The organism is Phenylobacterium sp. (genome assembly GCF_020402505.1).
GTDB lineage: Bacteria > Pseudomonadota > Alphaproteobacteria > Caulobacterales > Caulobacteraceae > Phenylobacterium.
The window spans coordinates 1-17,010 of sequence record NZ_JADBZL010000092.1; the positions used below are offsets into that span (position 1 = coordinate 1).

16 protein-coding genes and 2 pseudogenes are annotated in these 17,010 nt (G+C 67.6%); 7 read left to right on the forward strand and 11 right to left on the reverse strand.

Features of this window, described 5'->3' with window-relative positions; all coding sequences use genetic code 11:
- Positions 1-231: 231 nt before the first annotated feature.
- The gene (locus tag IM632_RS07115) at positions 232-2,670 is read right to left on the reverse strand and encodes a ribonucleotide reductase (RefSeq protein ID WP_296497434.1); all 2,439 of its coding nucleotides are present in this window, start codon (positions 2,668-2,670) and stop codon (positions 232-234) included.
- A 171-nt stretch (positions 2,671-2,841) separates the two neighbouring features.
- Between IM632_RS07115 and IM632_RS07120 the strand changes: the two genes are divergently transcribed.
- Positions 2,842-3,237: an NADH:ubiquinone oxidoreductase subunit NDUFA12 gene (locus IM632_RS07120; protein ID WP_296479860.1), complete on the forward strand. Its 396-nt coding sequence runs from the start codon at positions 2,842-2,844 to the stop codon at positions 3,235-3,237.
- Between the two features lies 1 nt (position 3,238).
- Positions 3,239-3,910, forward strand: a complete 672-nt coding sequence (locus IM632_RS07125; RefSeq protein ID WP_296479859.1) for a DUF2155 domain-containing protein — start codon at positions 3,239-3,241, stop codon at positions 3,908-3,910.
- Here IM632_RS07125 and aat read toward each other — a convergent pair.
- From aat to accB, 3 genes are read right to left on the reverse strand one after another with little or no spacing between them, the layout of a single operon-like run.
- Positions 3,805-4,449, reverse strand: coding sequence for a leucyl/phenylalanyl-tRNA--protein transferase (aat, locus tag IM632_RS07130; protein WP_293514841.1), 645 nt, complete (start codon positions 4,447-4,449; stop codon positions 3,805-3,807). The genes IM632_RS07125 and aat overlap by 106 nt on opposite strands.
- Positions 4,446-5,798, reverse strand: a complete 1,353-nt coding sequence (gene accC, locus IM632_RS07135; RefSeq protein ID WP_296479858.1) for an acetyl-CoA carboxylase biotin carboxylase subunit — start codon at positions 5,796-5,798, stop codon at positions 4,446-4,448. Before accC ends, aat begins: the two co-directional genes overlap by 4 nt.
- A 3-nt stretch (positions 5,799-5,801) precedes the next feature.
- Positions 5,802-6,284 carry an acetyl-CoA carboxylase biotin carboxyl carrier protein gene (gene accB / locus IM632_RS07140; protein WP_296479857.1) on the reverse strand — a complete coding sequence of 161 codons (483 nt, stop codon included), beginning with the start codon at positions 6,282-6,284 and terminating at the stop codon, positions 5,802-5,804.
- Between the two features lie 230 nt (positions 6,285-6,514).
- On the opposite strand from accB, the gene thiS reads away from it, so the two are divergent.
- The 3 genes from thiS (at position 6,515) to IM632_RS07155 (ending at position 7,882) form a co-directional block, all read left to right on the forward strand.
- Positions 6,515-6,715 (forward strand): sulfur carrier protein ThiS, encoded by a 201-nt coding sequence (thiS, locus tag IM632_RS07145; protein ID WP_293516453.1) that lies wholly within the window; start codon positions 6,515-6,517, stop codon positions 6,713-6,715.
- Position 6,716: 1 nt separating this feature from the next.
- Complete coding sequence (locus tag IM632_RS07150; RefSeq protein ID WP_296479856.1) at positions 6,717-7,517, forward strand: thiazole synthase; 801 nt, start codon at positions 6,717-6,719, stop codon at positions 7,515-7,517.
- Positions 7,518-7,615: 98 nt separating this feature from the next.
- Positions 7,616-7,882, forward strand: coding sequence for a hypothetical protein (locus IM632_RS07155; RefSeq protein WP_296479855.1), 267 nt, complete (start codon positions 7,616-7,618; stop codon positions 7,880-7,882).
- A gap of 3 nt (positions 7,883-7,885) precedes the next feature.
- On the opposite strand, the gene IM632_RS07160 is transcribed toward IM632_RS07155, so the two are convergent.
- The 5 genes and pseudogenes from IM632_RS07160 to IM632_RS07180 form a co-directional block, all read right to left on the reverse strand.
- Positions 7,886-9,373, reverse strand: coding sequence for an FAD-dependent oxidoreductase (locus tag IM632_RS07160; protein WP_296479854.1), 1,488 nt, complete (start codon positions 9,371-9,373; stop codon positions 7,886-7,888).
- A gap of 1 nt (position 9,374) precedes the next feature.
- On the reverse strand, positions 9,375-10,100 hold the full coding sequence (locus IM632_RS07165) for a DsbA family protein (protein WP_296479853.1): 726 nt from the start codon (positions 10,098-10,100) through the stop codon (positions 9,375-9,377).
- Between the two features lie 37 nt (positions 10,101-10,137).
- Positions 10,138-11,087: pseudogene (locus IM632_RS07170) on the reverse strand (IS481 family transposase).
- Positions 11,088-11,170: 83 nt separating this feature from the next.
- Complete coding sequence (locus IM632_RS07175; RefSeq protein ID WP_296479852.1) at positions 11,171-11,956, reverse strand: SDR family oxidoreductase; 786 nt, start codon at positions 11,954-11,956, stop codon at positions 11,171-11,173.
- A 76-nt stretch (positions 11,957-12,032) separates the two neighbouring features.
- Positions 12,033-13,067 (reverse strand): MBL fold metallo-hydrolase, encoded by a 1,035-nt coding sequence (locus IM632_RS07180; protein WP_296552165.1) that lies wholly within the window; start codon positions 13,065-13,067, stop codon positions 12,033-12,035.
- A 101-nt stretch (positions 13,068-13,168) separates the two neighbouring features.
- On the opposite strand from IM632_RS07180, the gene IM632_RS07185 reads away from it, so the two are divergent.
- A complete protein-coding gene (locus IM632_RS07185; RefSeq protein WP_296521668.1) occupies positions 13,169-13,750 on the forward strand; it encodes a TetR/AcrR family transcriptional regulator in 582 nt (193 codons plus the stop codon).
- 143 nt (positions 13,751-13,893) lie between these two features.
- Here IM632_RS07185 and IM632_RS07190 read toward each other — a convergent pair whose 3' ends face one another.
- Positions 13,894-14,217: a cupin domain-containing protein gene (locus tag IM632_RS07190; protein ID WP_296479850.1), complete on the reverse strand. Its 324-nt coding sequence runs from the start codon at positions 14,215-14,217 to the stop codon at positions 13,894-13,896.
- A 286-nt stretch (positions 14,218-14,503) separates the two neighbouring features.
- Here IM632_RS07190 and IM632_RS07195 point away from each other — a divergent pair.
- Positions 14,504-15,402, forward strand: a pseudogene (locus tag IM632_RS07195) (IS630 family transposase); the annotation flags it as partial.
- Positions 15,403-15,468: 66 nt separating this feature from the next.
- On the opposite strand, the gene IM632_RS07200 reads toward IM632_RS07195, so the two are convergent.
- On the reverse strand, positions 15,469-16,860 hold the full coding sequence (locus IM632_RS07200) for a M48 family metalloprotease (RefSeq protein WP_296504401.1): 1,392 nt from the start codon (positions 16,858-16,860) through the stop codon (positions 15,469-15,471).
- Positions 16,861-17,010: the final 150 nt, after the last annotated feature.

The window sequence follows — 17,010 nt, forward strand, 5'->3', positions numbered from 1 at the left end:
CAGGATACGGATTTCGCACCGATCTACGCCCGCCTCGCCGACGGGCCGGCTCTGCCCGCGGACGCCTTGATCTCCACTGACAGGGTCCTGACCCGCGGCACGCAGCGCTATGCCTTTGAGAGGGTCAGGGGGTAGCGGGGATCAGGGGATTCTTCCCCACACTCATCGGGGCCTTCGTCGGATAAGGCGCCCGTCCTTGTCGGAGGGGATCCAGGGGGGTGATCAGACCTCTCAGCCGGCGAGGTCGTTCTCCGCCTGGCCTCCGCAGGTCTCGCAGACCAGATCCCCGCCCTTCCGGACCAGGGCGGTGTCACCGCAGGCCGGACAGACATCAGCATCGCGGCGCATGCCGCCGGACGCACCCCGTCCCTGGGCGGAGGGCAGGAAGACCAGGTTGTCGGGCGCTGCGCCCCGGGAGAAACCCCGGGAGATGAACCGCGAGACAGGCTGGGGATCGGGCGCCTCCAGGGGCTGGCCATCGGCGGCTCCGCGGCCCAGGCCGTCCGCGTTCAACTCGCCATCGGCGTTCGCCAGGTCGTTGCGGCCCAGGTAGGAGATGCCAAGCTCGCGGAAGATGTAGTCCAGGATCGAGGTCGCCGAGCGGACGGAGTCATTGCCGGTCACCTGTCCCGCGGGCTCGAACCGTGTGAAGACGAAGGCGTCCACGAATTCGTCCAGGGGCACCCCGTACTGGAGGCCGAGCGAAATCGAAACGGCGAAGTTGTTCATCAGGGAGCGGAAGGCGGCGCCTTCCTTGTGCATGTCGATGAAGATCTCACCCAGTTCTCCGTCGTCATACTCGCCGGTGTGCAGATAGACCTTGTGGCCGCCCACGGAGGCCTTCTGGATGTATCCCTTCCGGCGATCGGGCAGCTTGCGCCGAGTAGGCGGTCGTTCGACCTCGACGCGCCGCTCGACGATGCGCTCTTCCGTCACCGGGGGCGGGCTTTCCCGGCGTTCCGCTTCGGTGACGGGCGCCAGCACCAACGGTCGGCGGCGGAGCTTCGGCTGCAGGACAACGCCGGTGACATCGCCGAGGCCGGCCAGCAGAGTTTGCAGATCGCGCGCCGAGTCGGCTTCAAGGATCACGATGGGCGGGTGGGCCAGAAGTGGGGCGAGGGCGACAGCCATGGCCAGGTGGGCCGACGGGGCGACCTCATCTCCCAGGCGCAGGACCGCGGCCTGATCAGGCGACAGGCCTGGCAGGTCGGAGAGCCGGCCCGCTCCGGCTATGGCGGCGTCTGCTTCGGCCCGCTGCTCGGCGGTGAAGCCCATCCGGACCGGGAGATCGAGAGCAGGATCGGACAGCTCGGCCTCGCTCAGACCCAGGACGTCGGTCAGAAAGCCGGGATCGATCACGCGCGGGGAGAGCGCGTCCGAAAGCCGTCCGGCGAAGGGCAGGGCGGACTCTACGGCGGCGATCTCGTGGTCGGTGAATCCCCTGGACTCCAGGGCGGCCCGGTCGACCCCGGGGGCGCCGGAGAGGGAGCGGATCCCGAGGGCGTGGAGGCGGGCGTCCGCAGCGTCCAGGCCCAGGTGATCCAGGGCCCGCAGGGCGGCGGCGGAAAGCGCGCGGAGGGTGACGCCGTCCGAGGTCTCGATATGGACGATCGGTCCCCTCGACGGCGCGCCGGCGGGGTCGGCCGCGCCGAGGCGGAGGGCGAGGTCCGGTTCGCTGAAGAGGGCGAGGCCCACCTCCAGACCCTCGGGGATCGCCCGACGCGCTCGCTTGAACAGGGTCCGTGCGGCCTTCCGGGCTGCGTCCGACTCGTAGGCCAGCCCCCGACCCAGCAGCCAGTCCCCCAGGCCGGCCAGACAGATCAGCCCCGGGCGTCCCGACGCCGACAGGGCCAGGGCCAGGTCCGCCACCGCCTGCCCGAAGCCGGACAGGTCGAAGTCCTCCCCGAGACCGAAGGCGGCGAGGTTCAGCGCCCCGCGCACCCGGCTGGCGGCCGAGACCAGGGCGGACGCCGTCTCCTGCGTGTCCGCTATGCCCACCGCGCCGGTGAGCGCCGCGGCGGGGACGGCCGCTGTCTGCGGAAACAACACAAGTCTGAGGCGGTCCTGGGGAAAGGCGGGGACCGCCATGCGCCAGACGGTTGCGCCGCCTCGCGCCAGGTCGATGGCCTCGCCGATGAGGTCTTCGGGGACGCCGGCCGCCTGGGCGCGCTCTACGGCGCGGGCAAGCCCGGGATTGTCGGTCAGAGAGGCGCAGGCCTCGGGGTCGCCCTCGCAGCGGCTGATTGCGTCAAGAACGCCCTGGAGCGGGCCTGCCGCCGCCTCGGCTGCCGCCTGCGCCAGCTTCTCGCCCCGGACGGCGGCGGCGACGGCCTCCAGGCGGGCTTCGAGGCCTGGCGCAGTGGCGTCAAGCAGGGCGGGAGGCGGACCTGGCGCCACGCCGATCCCCGCTGCGGCGTTCAGCATCAGGGATGCAAGCCGGTCGGACAGGCCCTGGTCCGTTGCCCTTCGCCCTGGATGACCACGCCCCGGAACGGCGCGGGCGATCTCTGCGGCGAGGGACCGGATGGCGGCGCCCATGTCATCGGTTCCGCCGAGGACCTCCCTCCAGGCCTCGGTCTGGGCGTCCGTCCAGCCGACCGGCGCCAGGACCTCGACGCACCGGTCCCCGAGTTCGATCAGCCGGGGCTCAAGGTCGGGCGGGGTGTGCATGAAGAAGGCCTCCAGACCGCCAAGGTTAGGGCGGCCTCCGGAGGCGGGCAACAGATGTTGCGGTGGGGCGACGAGACATCCACAAGATGTTGCGGTTCCCGGATCGCTGGACGCTTGGCGCCGCGCAACCTATAGTCCGGCCGCGTTGAACCTGAGTGGATCGGAACGGGCGTGCTGAAAGCGATCTTCACCTGGTGGAACGGAGCCACGATCGGCGCCGGTTTCCATATCAAGCGCCGGGGCGTCCTGGTCGGCCAGGACGACTATGGCAATCGTTACTTCGAGGCCCGCGACGCCCGGGATTCCTACGACGGCCGCCGCCGCCGCTGGGTCATCTACAAGGGGTACCCGGACGCCTCCAAGGTGCCTGCCGAGTGGCACGGCTGGCTTCACTACACCTTCGACGAGCCGCCGACCGTGGCGCCTCTTCCCCGCAGATCCTGGGAAAAGGACCATAAGCCCAACCTGACCGGCACCATCCACGCCTGGCGGCCCAAGGGCTCCATCGCCCGGGGCGGCGAGCGGGCCCGGGCGACAGGTGATTATGAGGCCTGGCGGCCCGACTAGGATGCCGCTGTTTCCCCAGCGCAGGGTCCTTATCCTGGTCACCCTGGCGGTGGCGGCGGTGCTCGCTTGGGCGGAGTTCGCCCCGGCCCAGCAGACGCCCTCGTCGTCGGACGCCGGCGCCGTCGCCCAGCCCCCCGCCATCATCGAGGAGGCGCCTCCGGCTGTCGTGGAGGCTCCGCCGCCGGCGGTTGCGCCCCCGGTTCCGCCCTCCGGGGTCGCCCCGGCGGCGCCTCCAGAGCGCCGGGTCGCCGAGCGGCCCTCGGAGAGCCTGAAGCCGCGCGAACGCTTCGACGTGGCGGTGCTGCAGGCCGTGGACAAGGTCACTGCCGAGACCATCCGTTTCGAGGCCCCTGTCGGCCAGCCGGTGCGGTACAAGACCCTCGTCCTGACGGTCCGGGCCTGCGAGCGGACGGCGGCCGACGAGCCCACCGAGGACTCGATCGCCTACCTGGTGGTGGATTCGCAACCGAGGGCCCAGACAGGCCGGCCGGCTCCTGGCGTCCGGCAGGTCTTCCGGGGTTGGATCTACGCCTCTTCCCCGGGGCTGAACGGACCCGAGCACCCGGTCTACGACGCCTGGCTGATCACCTGCAGGACTTCGGCGCCGCTCAGGGCGGCCGGCGGACCTAACACCCCCTCCACGGCCAGGGCGCCGGCCAGCCGCTCGAGGTAGGCGGAGCGCGGGATCTCCTCGGCGCCGAGGCTGGCCAGATGGTCGGTGATGAACTGGGCGTCGAGCAGCCGGAATCCGCCCAGGATAAGCCGTCCGGCCAGGTGGACCAGGGCGACCTTGGAAGCGTTCGTCTCCACCGAGAACATGCTCTCCCCGAAGAAGGCGCCCTTGAGACTGACGCCGAAGAGCCCCCCGACCAGGCGCCCCTGCCTCCAGGTTTCCACCGAATGGGCGGAGCCCGTGGCGTGCATCTCCTGGTACATTCGCATCAGGGCCGGATTGATCCAGCCGCCGGGCCGCTCCGGATCGGCGCAGGCGTCCAGCACCGCCTGGAAGGCCGAGTTGACCCTGACCTCGAAGCGGTCCTGGCGCACCGTCCGTTGCAGGCGGCGCGGGAGGGCAAGCCCCCGAAGCGGAAAGACGCCCCGGGACTCGGGCTCAACCAGGAATACCGATGGGTCCGTGGGCGACTGGGCCATGGGGAACACGCCGCGCGCATAGAAGTCCAGCGCCGGGTGGGGACGTGACCGGCGGCTCACCCGGCCTCCGACTGTTCCTTCAGCCAGCGTTCCAGCCAGTGGATGGTGTAGTCGCCCATCACGAAGTCGGGCTGGAGGAGAAGGTCCTGGAAGAGGGGGATGGTGGTCTCCACCCCGCTTACCACCATCTCGCCCAGGCAGCGGCTGAGGCGGGCGATACACTCTTCCCGGTCGCGACCATGGACGATCAGCTTGCCGATCAGGCTGTCGTAGAAGGGGGGGATGACGTAGCCGGCGTAGATGGCGCTGTCGAGGCGCACGCCCAGGCCGCCGGGGGCGTGGAAGTCCGTGATCAGGCCCGGTGACGGCGAGAAGGTCCGGGGGTTCTCGGCGTTGATCCGGCACTCGATGGCGTGGCCCTCGAAGACGACATCTTTCTGCGAGAAGGACAGGGGCAGGCCGGCTGCAATGCGAATCTGCTCGCGCACAAGATCAATGCCGGTGATGGCCTCGGTGACGGGATGCTCCACCTGCAGGCGGGTGTTCATCTCGATGAAGAAGAACTCGCCGTTTTCGTAGAGGAACTCGATGGTGCCGACGCCCAGGTAGCCGATCCGGCGGACGGCTTCGACCACCACGTTCCCGATCTTCTTGCGGGCGGCGGCGTCGATGACCGGGGAGGGCGCTTCCTCCAGCACCTTCTGGTGACGACGCTGCAGCGAGCAGTCGCGTTCGCCCAGGTGGCAGACATTGCCGAACCGGTCCGCGATGACCTGGAGTTCAATGTGTCGCGGCCCCTGGAGATAGCGCTCCATATAGATGGCGTCGTCCCCGAAGGCGGCCTTGGCCTCGGCCCGGGCGGTGGACACCGCCTCGGCCAGGTCCTCTTCGGTGCGGGCCACCTTCATGCCCCGCCCGCCGCCGCCGGCGGCCGCCTTGATCAGCACCGGAAAGCCGATCTCCCGGGCGGCGGCGAAAGCCTCCTCCTCGGTGGTCACGGCGCCGTCCGAGCCCGGCACCACGGGAATGCCCGCCTCCCGAACCGCCTGCTTGGCCGTGATCTTGTCGCCCATCATCGTGATGTGTTCGGGCAGGGGGCCGATGAAGGTGAAGCCGTGGGCGTTCACGATCTGGGCGAAACGGGCGTTCTCGGAGAGGAAGCCGTAGCCGGGATGGATGGCCTGGGCGCCTGTGATCTCGGCGGCGGCGATGATGGCGGGGATGTTCAGATAGCTCTTGGCGGCCGGCGCCGGACCGATACAGACGCTTTCGTCCGCCAGACGGACCCACATGGCGCCGGCGTCGGCCTCGGAGTGAACCGCGACCGTGGAGATGCCCATCTCCTTGCAGGCGCGGTGCACCCGCAGGGCGATCTCGCCCCGGTTGGCGATCAGGATCTTGTCGAACATGGCCTAACCGATAATCGCCAGGGGTTCGCCGAACTCGACCGGCTGGCCATTGAGCACGAGGATTTCGAGGATCTTTCCCGCCCGGGGCGCCGGAATGGGGTTCATGGTCTTCATGGCCTCGACAATCATCAGGGTCTGACCCTCCGCGACCGTGTCGCCGACCTTGACGAAGGACGGAGCGTCAGGCTGGGGCTGGAGATAGACGGTTCCGACCATCGGCGACTTCACGGCGTCTCCGGCGGCGGGCGCCGGGGCGGGGGGTGCGGTCACGGATTCGGCGGCCTGGGCCGGCGCGGGTGGCGCAGCAACCGCCGGAGCGGCGAGGGTCACCGGCGCGGAGGCGGTCAGGGTGCGGGCCACGCGGATCTTCAGTCCGTCATGCTCGACCTCGATCTCGGAAAGTCCCGTTTCATTCAGGATGCCGGCGAGGCGGCGGACAAGACGCGCATCGATCTGTTCGGCGGGAGCCTTCGGACTGGACGGCATGTGGGGATCCTGTGCTTCGTCGTCTCGGCGGCCGCGCAGGCGGCGGACGTGCTGACCTTCTATCGAACCTGAGCCGACGCGAACATGGGGAGGAGCCCCGCCCCGGACACATCGGCGTGAAGCCGAGGGCCGGTTCCCGCCGACAACCCTCCGGCAGGCGCGGATGCGCTGAAACCGGATTCGGCGTCTTGTAACGGCGGGCGGCTGGGGTCACAAGCAGGGGTATGAGTCTGAGCCTGGTCCTGAACGGTGAGAGCCGCGTCATGGAGTCGGTCCGCACAGTGGCCGAACTGGTCGTCGCCCTGGGCCTTGATGCGCGCAAGGTGGCTGTGGAGCGGAACCTGGAGATCGTGCCCCGCTCACTGTACGACCGCACCGAGCTGGCGGACGGGGACCGGCTTGAGATCGTTCACTTCATTGGCGGAGGCTGAGATGGCGGGTGAGAGCATCGCCGCCGGGGCGGAGGGGGACACCTGGGCCGTGGCGGGCCGGACCTTCCGGTCCCGACTCATCGTCGGCACGGGCAAGTACGCGGACTACGCCCAGAACGCCGCCGCCGCCGAGGCTGCGGAGGCGGAGATCGTCACGGTCGCCCTGCGGCGGGTGAACCTGTCCGACCCGGCCAAGCCCATGCTCGCCGACTTCCTGAAGCCGGACCGCTTCACCTATCTGCCCAACACGGCGGGCTGCTACACGGGCGAGGACGCCGTGCGCACCCTGCGCCTGGCCCGGGAGGCGGGGGGGTGGGACCTCGTGAAACTGGAGGTGCTGTCCGACACGCCGCACCTCCTGCCGGACATGGAAGAGACCCTGCGGGCGCTGAAGATGCTGGTCGCCGATGGCTTCCAGGTGATGGTCTACTGCTCGGACGATCCGGTCTACGCCCGCAAGCTCGAGGACGCCGGAGCGGCGGCCATCATGCCGGCGGCGGCGCCGATCGGATCGGGCCGGGGTATCCAGAACGCCCTCAACCTCGGCCTGATCCTTGAGCAGTCCAAGGTCCCGGTTCTTGTGGACGCCGGTGTCGGGACGGCCTCCGACGCCGTCATCGCCATGGAGATGGGCTGCGAGGCCGTCCTCATGAACACCGCCATCGCCGAGGCGAAGGATCCGATCCGCATGGCCGACGCCATGAAGCACGCGGTCATCGCCGGCCGGCAGGCGTTTCTCGCCGGTCGGATGGCTCAACGTCGCTACGGTGATCCGTCCTCGCCATTCGCGGGGCGGATCTAACCTGCCGCAGCCACGCCCGGGAGGCTCGCGGGGGAAGCTCGCGGGGGAAGGCCGACGCGCCCATATCTGAAGTCTCGGTGTTCAACAGGACCCCCGCCATGAAACTTCCTCTCGGCAGGCCCTGGTTCGGGCCCAGGCGGTTCGGCTTCGGCGTGTCTCCCATGAACGGGCAGGGATGGGCCTGCATCGGCGTCTATGTTCTGGCCATGGCGATGATCCCGACCCTGATGGGGCGGGAGGCCCGGGGCGCCGATGCGCTGGGAATCCTGGCCGCTCTCCTGGGCTGCACGGCGCTGCTGCTGGTCGTGGTGTGGCTCAAGATGGACCGGACCCAGCCCTTGCGCTGGCGCTGGGACGGGGACTGAGCCTTAGCCTGCCGACACCCGGGCGACGTCGAGTTCGGGGTCCAGGCCCACGGCGCGCATCAGTTCGGCCCGCCGGGGTCCGGCCTTGGGCGGATAGACTTCAGCCTTCGCCGCCCTCGGCGTCATCCAGTGCAGCAGGACCTTCCCGAGGTTGACGGGGCGTTTCAGCCAGTCCGAAGGGTGCTCCAGCATATGGAAGCCGCGCATGGCGGAGCGCAGGAGATCGGGGTCCGAGCGGATGGCGATGGCCACGCCGTCCTCGGCGAAGCTCTTCAGGATGCGGCTGCGCAGGCTGGGACGGTGATGCGGGTCCAGCGCCTGCCGGGCGCGGCGGACGGCCGCCCGGTCATCCTTCTGCATGGTCTCGAAGAAGGGCAGGATTTCCCGCTTCAGGCCAGCCTCGTAGGCGAACAGTCGCCCGGCGGGATCCCGGCCAGCCTCCAGGGCGTCACGCAGGAGTGTGGCGCTGACCGCCGCGAAGGCGCATCCCCGGCCATAGAGGGGATTGGTGCGGATCAGGCTGTCACCGACGGCGAAGAATCCCAGGACCGCCGCCCGGCCTTCCGAGACCAGAGTGCGCCAGCGGCTCTTCAGGTCGCCCATGCCATAGACCTTGCTGACCGCTTCGGTCCGCTCCGGCTCCAGCCAGGGGCGCATGCCCGGGATCTCGCGGCAGATGCCGTCGAAGATGGCCGGGTCCACGATGGTCTTGCGGATCTCCAGTTCGATCTCGGGCACGCAGAGGGTGATGGAGAAGCAGCCATTGTCGGCCGGGAAGACGCCGAACTTGATGAAGCCGAGATCGCCGGTGGCGGGGGCGCCGCCCCGGGGGGGTTCGACCTGACCGGGACGCAGGCGGTAGTGGCGGGTGAAATAGAGGATCCCCGCATCCTCGGCGGTCTCGCCGATCTGAACGCCCAGGTCCGCCAGCTGGTCGAAGGCTGAAGAGGTGCGTCCGCTGGCGTCGACCACCAGGTCGGCCGCGACGGTCTCTCCGCCCCGGAGTCGTACGCCGGTCACCTTCAGCGGCGCTTCGCCCGACGCATCCAGGCCCTCGACGAAGGCCTCGCTGCGGATCTCGACGTTCGGCATGGCCTCGACATAGCGCCGGATGACCAGCTCCATCGTGGTCCGGCGGCTGGTCAGGACCACCAGGTCGGCGTCCTCGGGACGGGGTCTCCAGCGCTTGCGGTGGCGGTCGGTCAGCATGCCGTCCAGACCCAGTTCCCGGCAGCCGGCCGCATTCAGGGCCTCCAGCAGGGCCGGATGCTCGTCCCGGATGATGCCGCGCAGGCGGGCGAGGAAGGCGTGGCTGTGGCGCAGATGGGTGACGCCCCGATGAGCCCAACCCGTAAAAGCCTCGTCGGCATCCCCGGGCGGTGGCGGCGGATCGCGGTCCAGCAGGGTGACCTTGCGTCCGGTCGGCGCAAGGGCCAGGGCGGTCCAGAGGCCGGCCATGCCGGCTCCGATCACGGCGACGGTTTCGGTCATGTCAGTCAGGTCTCTTCAGGGGCCCGCGGCGGGCATCCTCAATGGCGGTCTTCAGGGCTTCGAGATCAGCCCCCGGGATCAGCCGGTCGCCGACCACAAAGGCGGGAGTGCCCTCGATACGCAGGTTCTGGGCGAGTTGGCGGGTATCGGCCAGCTGCCGGGTGATGGCCTCGTCCCGGAGCGCCGCGGCGATCGCCTCCGTGCGGACGCCGGCCGCCGCGGCGAGGCGTGTGATGCTGGCCTCGTTGAGGGTCTTCTCCTCCATCAGGGCCTGGTGGAAGGCAAGGCCACCCGCCCGGCCCGCCGGCGTCAGCGCCGTCCGGGCGGCGAGGTCGGAGGCGCCGCCGAAGATCGGGAACTCCTTCAGGACCAGCCGGATGTCCGGGTTCTCCCGCACGAGGGCGGCGACCTCGGGGGCGATGGTCTTGCAGTACCCGCAGCGGTAGTCGAAGAACTCGACAACCGTGATGCGCCCGCCCGGATTGAAGACGACATCCCGGGGGTCTCGCTCCAGGGCCGCACGGTTCGCGGAGATCGCCTTGCGGGCCTCCTCCGACTGCTGGACCAGCTTCTTTTCCTGGAGCTTGGCGGCCATTTCTTCCAGCAGTTCCGGGTTGGCGAGAAGGTAGGCCCGGACCTGGTCGCCCATTAAGGCGTCAAAGGCCTTCTGGCATCCCCCGAGGAGGAGGCTACAGGCGAGGAGGACCGCGATCGGAGCTGTTTTCATGGGCGCAACATAAGCGGGATAAAGCCTGTGTGAAGCTCTAGCTGTGGAACCTCAACAGGTTGTCCTGCGATGAAGGGAGTCGCCTGACGGGTGGTTTTGAGTTCAGGCTGCCGTCGGGTCTGTGCCAATTGTATCGGTGAAGCCAGGCTGGCAGCTCTGAGGAACGTTCGAGGGAGTCTTCATATGTTCTTGCGTAGGCCCACTCGCGGAGCGCGGTCTGGATGCAGCGCTCAGCCTTTCCGCTGGTCTTCGGGGTATGGGGCTTGGTGCGGATGTGGCGGATCCTGAGGCGCCTGCAGGCTGCCGCGAAGTCACGGGATTTGTAGCAGGAACCGTTGTCGGTCATGACCCGCTCCATCACCACACCGAGGCTTGTATAGTAAGCGGCGGCGGCCTTGAGGAGGGCTACGGCGCTGACGGCCTTTTCATCAGGCCTGATCTGGCTGAAGGCGACACGCGAGTGATCATCGATGGCGACATGGACGAAGTCCCAGCCTGCGCCCTTGTTGCGGCAGTTCTGGCGCGTTCCGGTCGCACGGTGGCCCGGAACGGCGAAACGGCCGAGCTTCTTGATGTCGATGTGGATGATCTCGCCGGGGCGTGCGCGCTCGTAGCGGCGAACGGGTTCCTCGGGTTCCAGGTCCTTGAGGCGGCTTTGGCCTGCACGCTTCAGAATGCGGCTGACGGTTGAGGGTGAAGCGCCGGTTTCCGCCGCGATGTGCTTGCCGATGAAGCGCCGGCGGCGGAGCGCAATGACCTTCTGGACGGTCTCATTGGGCTTGGCCTTTCGCAGTTTAGCGGCCGGGACGAGCAGTCCTGGAGCCCCGCAGGACCCAGCAGCTGGAACCGCTTCACCCACTTGCGCGCCGTCCGCGGGCAGACGCCTGCGGCTCGTGCGGCGGCCTCCGGCGTCTGCCCGCTCAGCACCGCCACAGCCAGCCGCTCTCGACCAGTTGGCGTCAATCGTGCATTCCTGTGGATGTTCATCCGGTCCTTCTCGAAGAGCCTGTAGTGTCGCAACCACAGCTTCCTCGTCCGGAGCGGATGGACAACCTATTGAGAGATCACATCTAGGCCCCCACCGCCTGCAGCCGGGCCGAGAGCGACTCTCTGGCCCAAGCCTTGCCATCATCGCCCACGAAGTGGCGAAATGGCGCGCCGGCGTCACGCGCGGCATCGAGGATCGCATCGACAACCTTATCCGGATTACCAGCCGCCATCGCGCCAAACCCGGATAGAACCTGGTCGCGCATTGCCTGATAGGCCGGGTTCGCCATGGCCATCGGCATGGACCCCGCGAAGCCGGTGCCGAAATAACCCGGGTTGATGACAGTCACCCTGATCCCAAGCGGGGCGACCTCGGCCTGCAAAGCCTCGCTCAGGGCTTCTATGGCGTGTTTCGTTGCGGCATAAGCGCCGCCGAAAGGCCATGAGGCGTGTCCCACGGCCGAACTGATGTTGATGATATGGCCCGACCCCTGCGCCCGCATTACCGGCAGGACCGCCCGGACGAGCCGCATCGCGCCGAAGACATTGGTTTCGAACACATTCTGCAGATCGGCCTCGGTGACCTCCTCGATTCCGCCGAACAGGCCGTGGCCCGCGTTGTTCAGAAGGATATCGATCCGCCCGAAACGTTGTTCCGCCTTTGCGACCGCCGCCTCAACATCCGCCGTTACCCGCACGTCCGCCGTGAGGACCAGAAGCCTGTCGACGTGGCGCTTCGCGAGGGCGTCGAGCGGCCCCGTGTTGCGCGCCATGGCGACGGCGCGGTGGCCGTTGTCGAGGATCCGTTCCAGCACCCCCCGGCCAAAGCCGCTGGATGCCCCAGTGATGAACCAAACCTTGCTTTCCATTCTCGATGTCCTTTTTGGATGACTATTGGTTGGGTCCGGCCCCCGCGCGGAGCCGGGCTTTCAGGGATGGGTCAGATCACCAGACCCAGGGTGCCGGCACCCATTCATAGGCGCTGTGCTTGCGGGCCACATGGCCCAGCCCCGGGAAGGGGAAGTGATAGGCCATGGTCAGCGTGCGGTCGGTCGCCGACTGGTCCAGAAGCTTTGCGCGCGTCGCGGCGGCCTGCCCCGGATCCTGATCGGCGGTCGGCGTCCATTCCGGGTGCGCCATTCCGGTCACATAGTCGTGAACTACATCGACGATGTTAGTCAGCTCGCGATCGCCCGACGAGCCCCGGAAGGCAACATGCCCCGGCGTATGCCCGTGCGTGGCGACGGTCGAAACGCCCGGGACCACATCAACCCCGGCCTTGACCAGGGTAATCTTGTCCTTGATCGCTGCGAGGTTGGCTCTTGCCGCCGGAAGCAGCACCGACCGCAGCCCGTCGGGTACACCCGCCGCGACCAGCTTGGCTTCGACGTCGTCGGCTGCCCAGAACGCCCATTCGTCTTCGGCCATGACGAACGTGGCGTTGGGGTAGTTCAGCTTGCCCTCCGCCGAAAGGATGCCGCCGATGTGGTCGAAATGGCCGTGGCTCAGAACAACCGTATCGATGGTCGAGGGATCAAGCCCAGCCGCAGCGAGGCGAGATGGCAGATGCCCGCCAAGCGGCCCCATCAGGCCTGCGGCTCCGGTGTCGAAAGGCACCCTGTTCTTGCCTGTATCGATCGGCAGGTTGTTGATGTCGCCCCGCGCCAGGTCGCGCGGCAGGAAGTGGCTTTCCGGAAGGGCTTCCACCTCTTCCTTCGGCGCAGCCGGACCTGTGAAAACCGGATAGACCGGGAAGTTCGGGGCCGGCCCGCCGCCATCGGAAACCGAATAGGTCTGGAATGCGCCGATCATGAACGGGTAGACCCCGACGGCCGGGGTGGCCGGCGAGGCTTCGGCGGCAGTCCCGCCTGCCAGGCCCGGCAGGATAGTTGAAACGGTTGCTGCGCCGGCTGCCAGCGCAAGGGCCCCGCTGGTCCGCAACAGGGTGCGGCGGTTGAGAATAGGCAAGATGGTGTGCATCAGCACAACCTTTCTTGCGTTTTTGGGATGACGATGTAGCATTGCGGAAATGAAAGTGACCGGACACTTTGATTTTGTCAAGAGCTGTTGCGGAGAGAGCGATGCCACGGGTTTCCATGCGCGATGTGCTAATCGAGGCAGGCCAGAAGGTCCTGCACGAACGCGGTTATGCAGCCACCACGGTGCAGGACATCGCGGCCGTGGCGGGCGTGCCAAAGGGCTCATTCTTTAACCATTTCGGCACCAAGGAGGCCTTTGCAGCCCTTGCGCTCGAACGCTATGTAAGCGAGGGGGAGGCTGGGCTTGCCAGTCTGATGGACAACGACGGCCTGCCGATCCTGCAGCGGGTCACGCTTCTGATTGATGCGGCAAGCAACCGCGCAATGGCAGCAGGCGCGCGCGATGGCTGCCTGGTCGGTAATCTTGGCATAGAGGTGACGGGGGCAAGCGAACCCCTGCGCCAGCAACTATCCGAAGCCTTCCGCCGCTGGCGTGCACCTCTGGCGGGAGCGCTTGCCCGGGCGCAAGCGCGGGGCGAGATCGCGATGACTGTCGAAGCCGCCGTAATGGCCGACTTTATCCAGAACGGACTGCAGGGCGCGCTGCTGCGCGCAAAGGTCGACCGGACCTCGGCCTCGATCGACCAGTTCAAGATGATTGTCCTCAACCTGCTGGCCCGTTAGCAATGGCCAGGGCATGATCCGTAAAAGTTGGGACCATTTCTGAGATGCCTGAGTCTTGACCGATGATCACCTTGGGGTGCAAGACTCTTCGCGCGTCGCATCTCCATGCCCCGGATCAATCGATCTGACCCCACCTGAAGTCCTTAACCGCTGACGCCGTCAATCATCACCGCAAACAGAAGACACGGGGCGCTGGTGCGATTGCTCCAGGCATGGCGGGCGCCCCTCTGGACGCAAATGTCGCCTGTCTTCAACAGCACCTCGCCGTCCTCAAGGACGCAGTAAATCTCGCCACGCAGGACGACCAGATAGTCGAGCGTTTCGGTGCTATGCATAAATGGCGGCGTGTCCGGCGCGTCGGGCGGCACTTCGATGACGAAGCAGGACGTCCCATTTGCCGTGGGAGCGAAGCGATTATCTGGCCAGGCCGTTGTCGGATCGATGTCCCCGGTCAGTTCCGCAGGCATGGTCGACGTTGACCATATGTCGGCTCGGTAGAGGCCGCGGCCGGCGTCAACAGTGACAATGTGGGGCGGTGGGCCGTCCTGGACGATGGTCGAGCGACCCCCGCTTCCCCTTGCTGCGACGACGCGTCTCATTGGGATCGGCATAGGTCGGATCCTGTCCTTAGGTTGTGCGTGAGTGCGGCACACCCTTGCGGGCTCGCGCTAGTCTAGAGCCTCGGGTTTGAGTCGGGAATCGAAGGATTCTCTGTGAGACCGAAGCGTGATTCACCGTGGTTGGAGGTGGATCATGGGCAAGCCGTATTCGATGGATCTGCGGGAGCGGATTGTGGTGCACGTGGCGGGCGGGGGAAACCGGCGCGGCGCGTCAGTTCGGTGTTAGCGACAGTTGTTCGGTGAAGCTGTTGGCGCGGGTGGAGCGGACCGGCTCGGCGGAGCCGTCGAAGCAGGGCCGTCCGCCGGACGGCGGCAAGCTGGCGGCGCATCTGGACTTCCTGATCGGGAGCGTGGAGCAGACACCGGACATGACGATGCCGGAGCTGGCGGCTCTGCTGGCGGCTGAGCGTGGGGTGGTCGCCAACCCGGCGTCGCTGTCGCGCGCGCTGTGCGCTGCCGGGTTCAGCTTCACAAAAAACACTGATGGCCTCGGAGCGCGCTCGCGCTGCGGTGCGTGAACGACGCCAGGACTGGATCGATCACCGCAGGCCACGGATGGCTGAGCAACCCGCGCGGCTGGTGTTCATCGACGAGACGGCGGTCACCACCAAGATGACAAGGCTGCGAGGCCGCAGCCGGCGGGGTGAGCGCCTGATCGCCGATGCGCCCTTCGGCCACTGGCTGACCCAGACCTTCATCGCCGGCCTGCGCTGCGACCGCCTGGTCGCCCCCTGGGTTCTGGACTGCCCCATGAACCGCGAGATCTTCGACTTCTATATCGAGACCCAGCTCGCGCCGAAGCTTCGGCCCGGCGATGTGGTGATCCTGGACAACCTCACCGCTCACAAGAGCGCCAGAGCCGCCGAGGCCCTCAAAGCCAGAGGCGCCTGGTTCCTGTTCCTGCCGCCCTGCTCGCCTGACCTCAACCCGATCGAGATGGCCTTCTCCAAACTCAAGGCTCACCTGCGCGCCATCTCCGCCCGCACCTTCGAGGCGCTATGGCGCGCCGTCGGCGACATCTGCGATCTCTACCAGCCCGACGAGTGCTGGAATTACCTCAAGGACGCCAGCTATGCGTTCAATTCAACGCACGATGCTCTAGTCGCCACCGCGGACGTTGCGGACCTGGCGATCATTCTCGGTGGCCAGGACGATGTCGTTGGCCCGCCGCCATTCCGGCGTGTTGCGCTCCAGGAGGTCCCGCGCCCGCAGGGCGAAGATCAGGGCCTGTCGGCGGTCGCCCTCAATGTAGTTGTACTCGGCGGTGGCGTAGCGGGCGAGGCCGTTCCGGCCCCGGGCGTCGTAGGCCTGAGACAGCAGGCGCCAGGCGACGGAGTTCTCGACATCCTGGTCGAGGGCGGTCTTCAGCTCGCGTATCCCCTCGTCGATCTTGGCTTCATTGGTCAGGGCGATCAGGGTCTGCCCAAGGTTGACCCTCAGCAGCGGGGCGTCCGGCTTCAGCGCCACGGATCTGCGCTGCGGCGCCTCGGCCTCTGCGGTGCGGCCGAACTCGAACAGGATCTGTCCCTTGAGCTCCCACAGGTAGGGATTATCCGGCTGTTCGAGGAGCAAGGCGTCGATCAGCTTCAGAGCCCGGTCCGGCTCTTTCAGCTGATACTGCGCTATGGCGCAGGCGTAACGGGCCGGATAGTCCGCCTTGGGGTCGGCGCACTTCACAATCGCCACTCCTGGATTGAGGAAACCCTGAAGCTTGGCCTTCATGATCTCGTGCCGGCGGACGTTCTCCGGGTCGTCGGGTGTGTTGTAGTTCGACAGGCCCTCCACCCTGGCGCGCAGGGCGTCGATCCGGCTGGAACTGAGGGGGTGGCTGCGGAAATAGCCGAAGCGCCGGGCCTCCGCGAAGACTTCCTGGTAACGGAAATTGTCAAAGAAGTTGACCAGTCCCCGTCCGGAGAGACCGGCGGCCTCGAGGTAGGAGGCGCCCGCCTGGTCAGCCCGGCTTTCCTGTTCCCGGCTGTATCCCATGGCGCCCAGCGTCCCGAAGAAGCCGGCGTTTGACGCCAGGACCGCACCGGCCTCGACATTTCCGGCCAGAGCGGCCAGCACCCCCAGACCCATGGTCAGAAGGAAGGGCCTGAGGCCGGCCTGGGACATCTCTCCGGACCGCGCCGAGTGCCCCCCTGCAAGGTGCGCCACCTCGTGTGCAATGACGCCCTGCAGTTCATTGGGCGACTGGGTCTCCAAGATCAGGCCAGTGAAGACGGCCATCACCCCGGGGCCTGCGAAGGCGTTGAGATCCTTCGATCCGATCAAGAGGATCCGGATCGAGTTCGATTCCACCCCGGCCGCCGTGAACAGGGGCTGCGAGTATAGCCGAAGCGTCTCCTCGATCTCGGTGTCCCGGATCAGGGTCATCGGCGCGCTCTGGGCCCTCGCGGGCGCCGGACTCAGGGCGGGAACGAGGGCGGCGAGCAGGCACAGGCCGGTCGCCACTCCCTTCCTGAGATGCGCAAGGCGGCGGCCGCCCATGGCGAGTCTCCTCGTACTGCGCCCCCGACCCCGAATGAAGCTAGCCCGTCAGCCCCGACGCCACCAGCCCTTGCGAGGCTGAGGCGGCGGCGTCGTGATCTCCGCAGGATCGGGTTCCCGGGACACGGGCGGTTCCGGTGCGGACGGCTC

Coding starts and splice junctions, on each gene's coding strand:
- IM632_RS07115 (WP_296497434.1), bottom strand. CDS start 2,670: ATGCACACCCCGCCCGACCTTGAGCCCCGGCTGATCGAACTCGGGGAC.
- IM632_RS07125 (WP_296479859.1), top strand. CDS start 3,239: ATGCCGCTGTTTCCCCAGCGCAGGGTCCTTATCCTGGTCACCCTGGCG.
- accC (WP_296479858.1), bottom strand. CDS start 5,798: ATGTTCGACAAGATCCTGATCGCCAACCGGGGCGAGATCGCCCTGCGG.
- accB (WP_296479857.1), bottom strand. CDS start 6,284: ATGCCGTCCAGTCCGAAGGCTCCCGCCGAACAGATCGATGCGCGTCTT.
- IM632_RS07150 (WP_296479856.1), top strand. CDS start 6,717: ATGGCGGGTGAGAGCATCGCCGCCGGGGCGGAGGGGGACACCTGGGCC.
- IM632_RS07155 (WP_296479855.1), top strand. CDS start 7,616: ATGAAACTTCCTCTCGGCAGGCCCTGGTTCGGGCCCAGGCGGTTCGGC.
- IM632_RS07160 (WP_296479854.1), bottom strand. CDS start 9,373: ATGACCGAAACCGTCGCCGTGATCGGAGCCGGCATGGCCGGCCTCTGG.
- IM632_RS07165 (WP_296479853.1), bottom strand. CDS start 10,100: ATGAAAACAGCTCCGATCGCGGTCCTCCTCGCCTGTAGCCTCCTCCTC.
- IM632_RS07175 (WP_296479852.1), bottom strand. CDS start 11,956: ATGGAAAGCAAGGTTTGGTTCATCACTGGGGCATCCAGCGGCTTTGGC.
- IM632_RS07180 (WP_296552165.1), bottom strand. CDS start 13,067: ATGCACACCATCTTGCCTATTCTCAACCGCCGCACCCTGTTGCGGACC.
- IM632_RS07185 (WP_296521668.1), top strand. CDS start 13,169: ATGCCACGGGTTTCCATGCGCGATGTGCTAATCGAGGCAGGCCAGAAG.
- IM632_RS07190 (WP_296479850.1), bottom strand. CDS start 14,217: ATGCCTGCGGAACTGACCGGGGACATCGATCCGACAACGGCCTGGCCA.
- IM632_RS07200 (WP_296504401.1), bottom strand. CDS start 16,860: ATGGGCGGCCGCCGCCTTGCGCATCTCAGGAAGGGAGTGGCGACCGGC.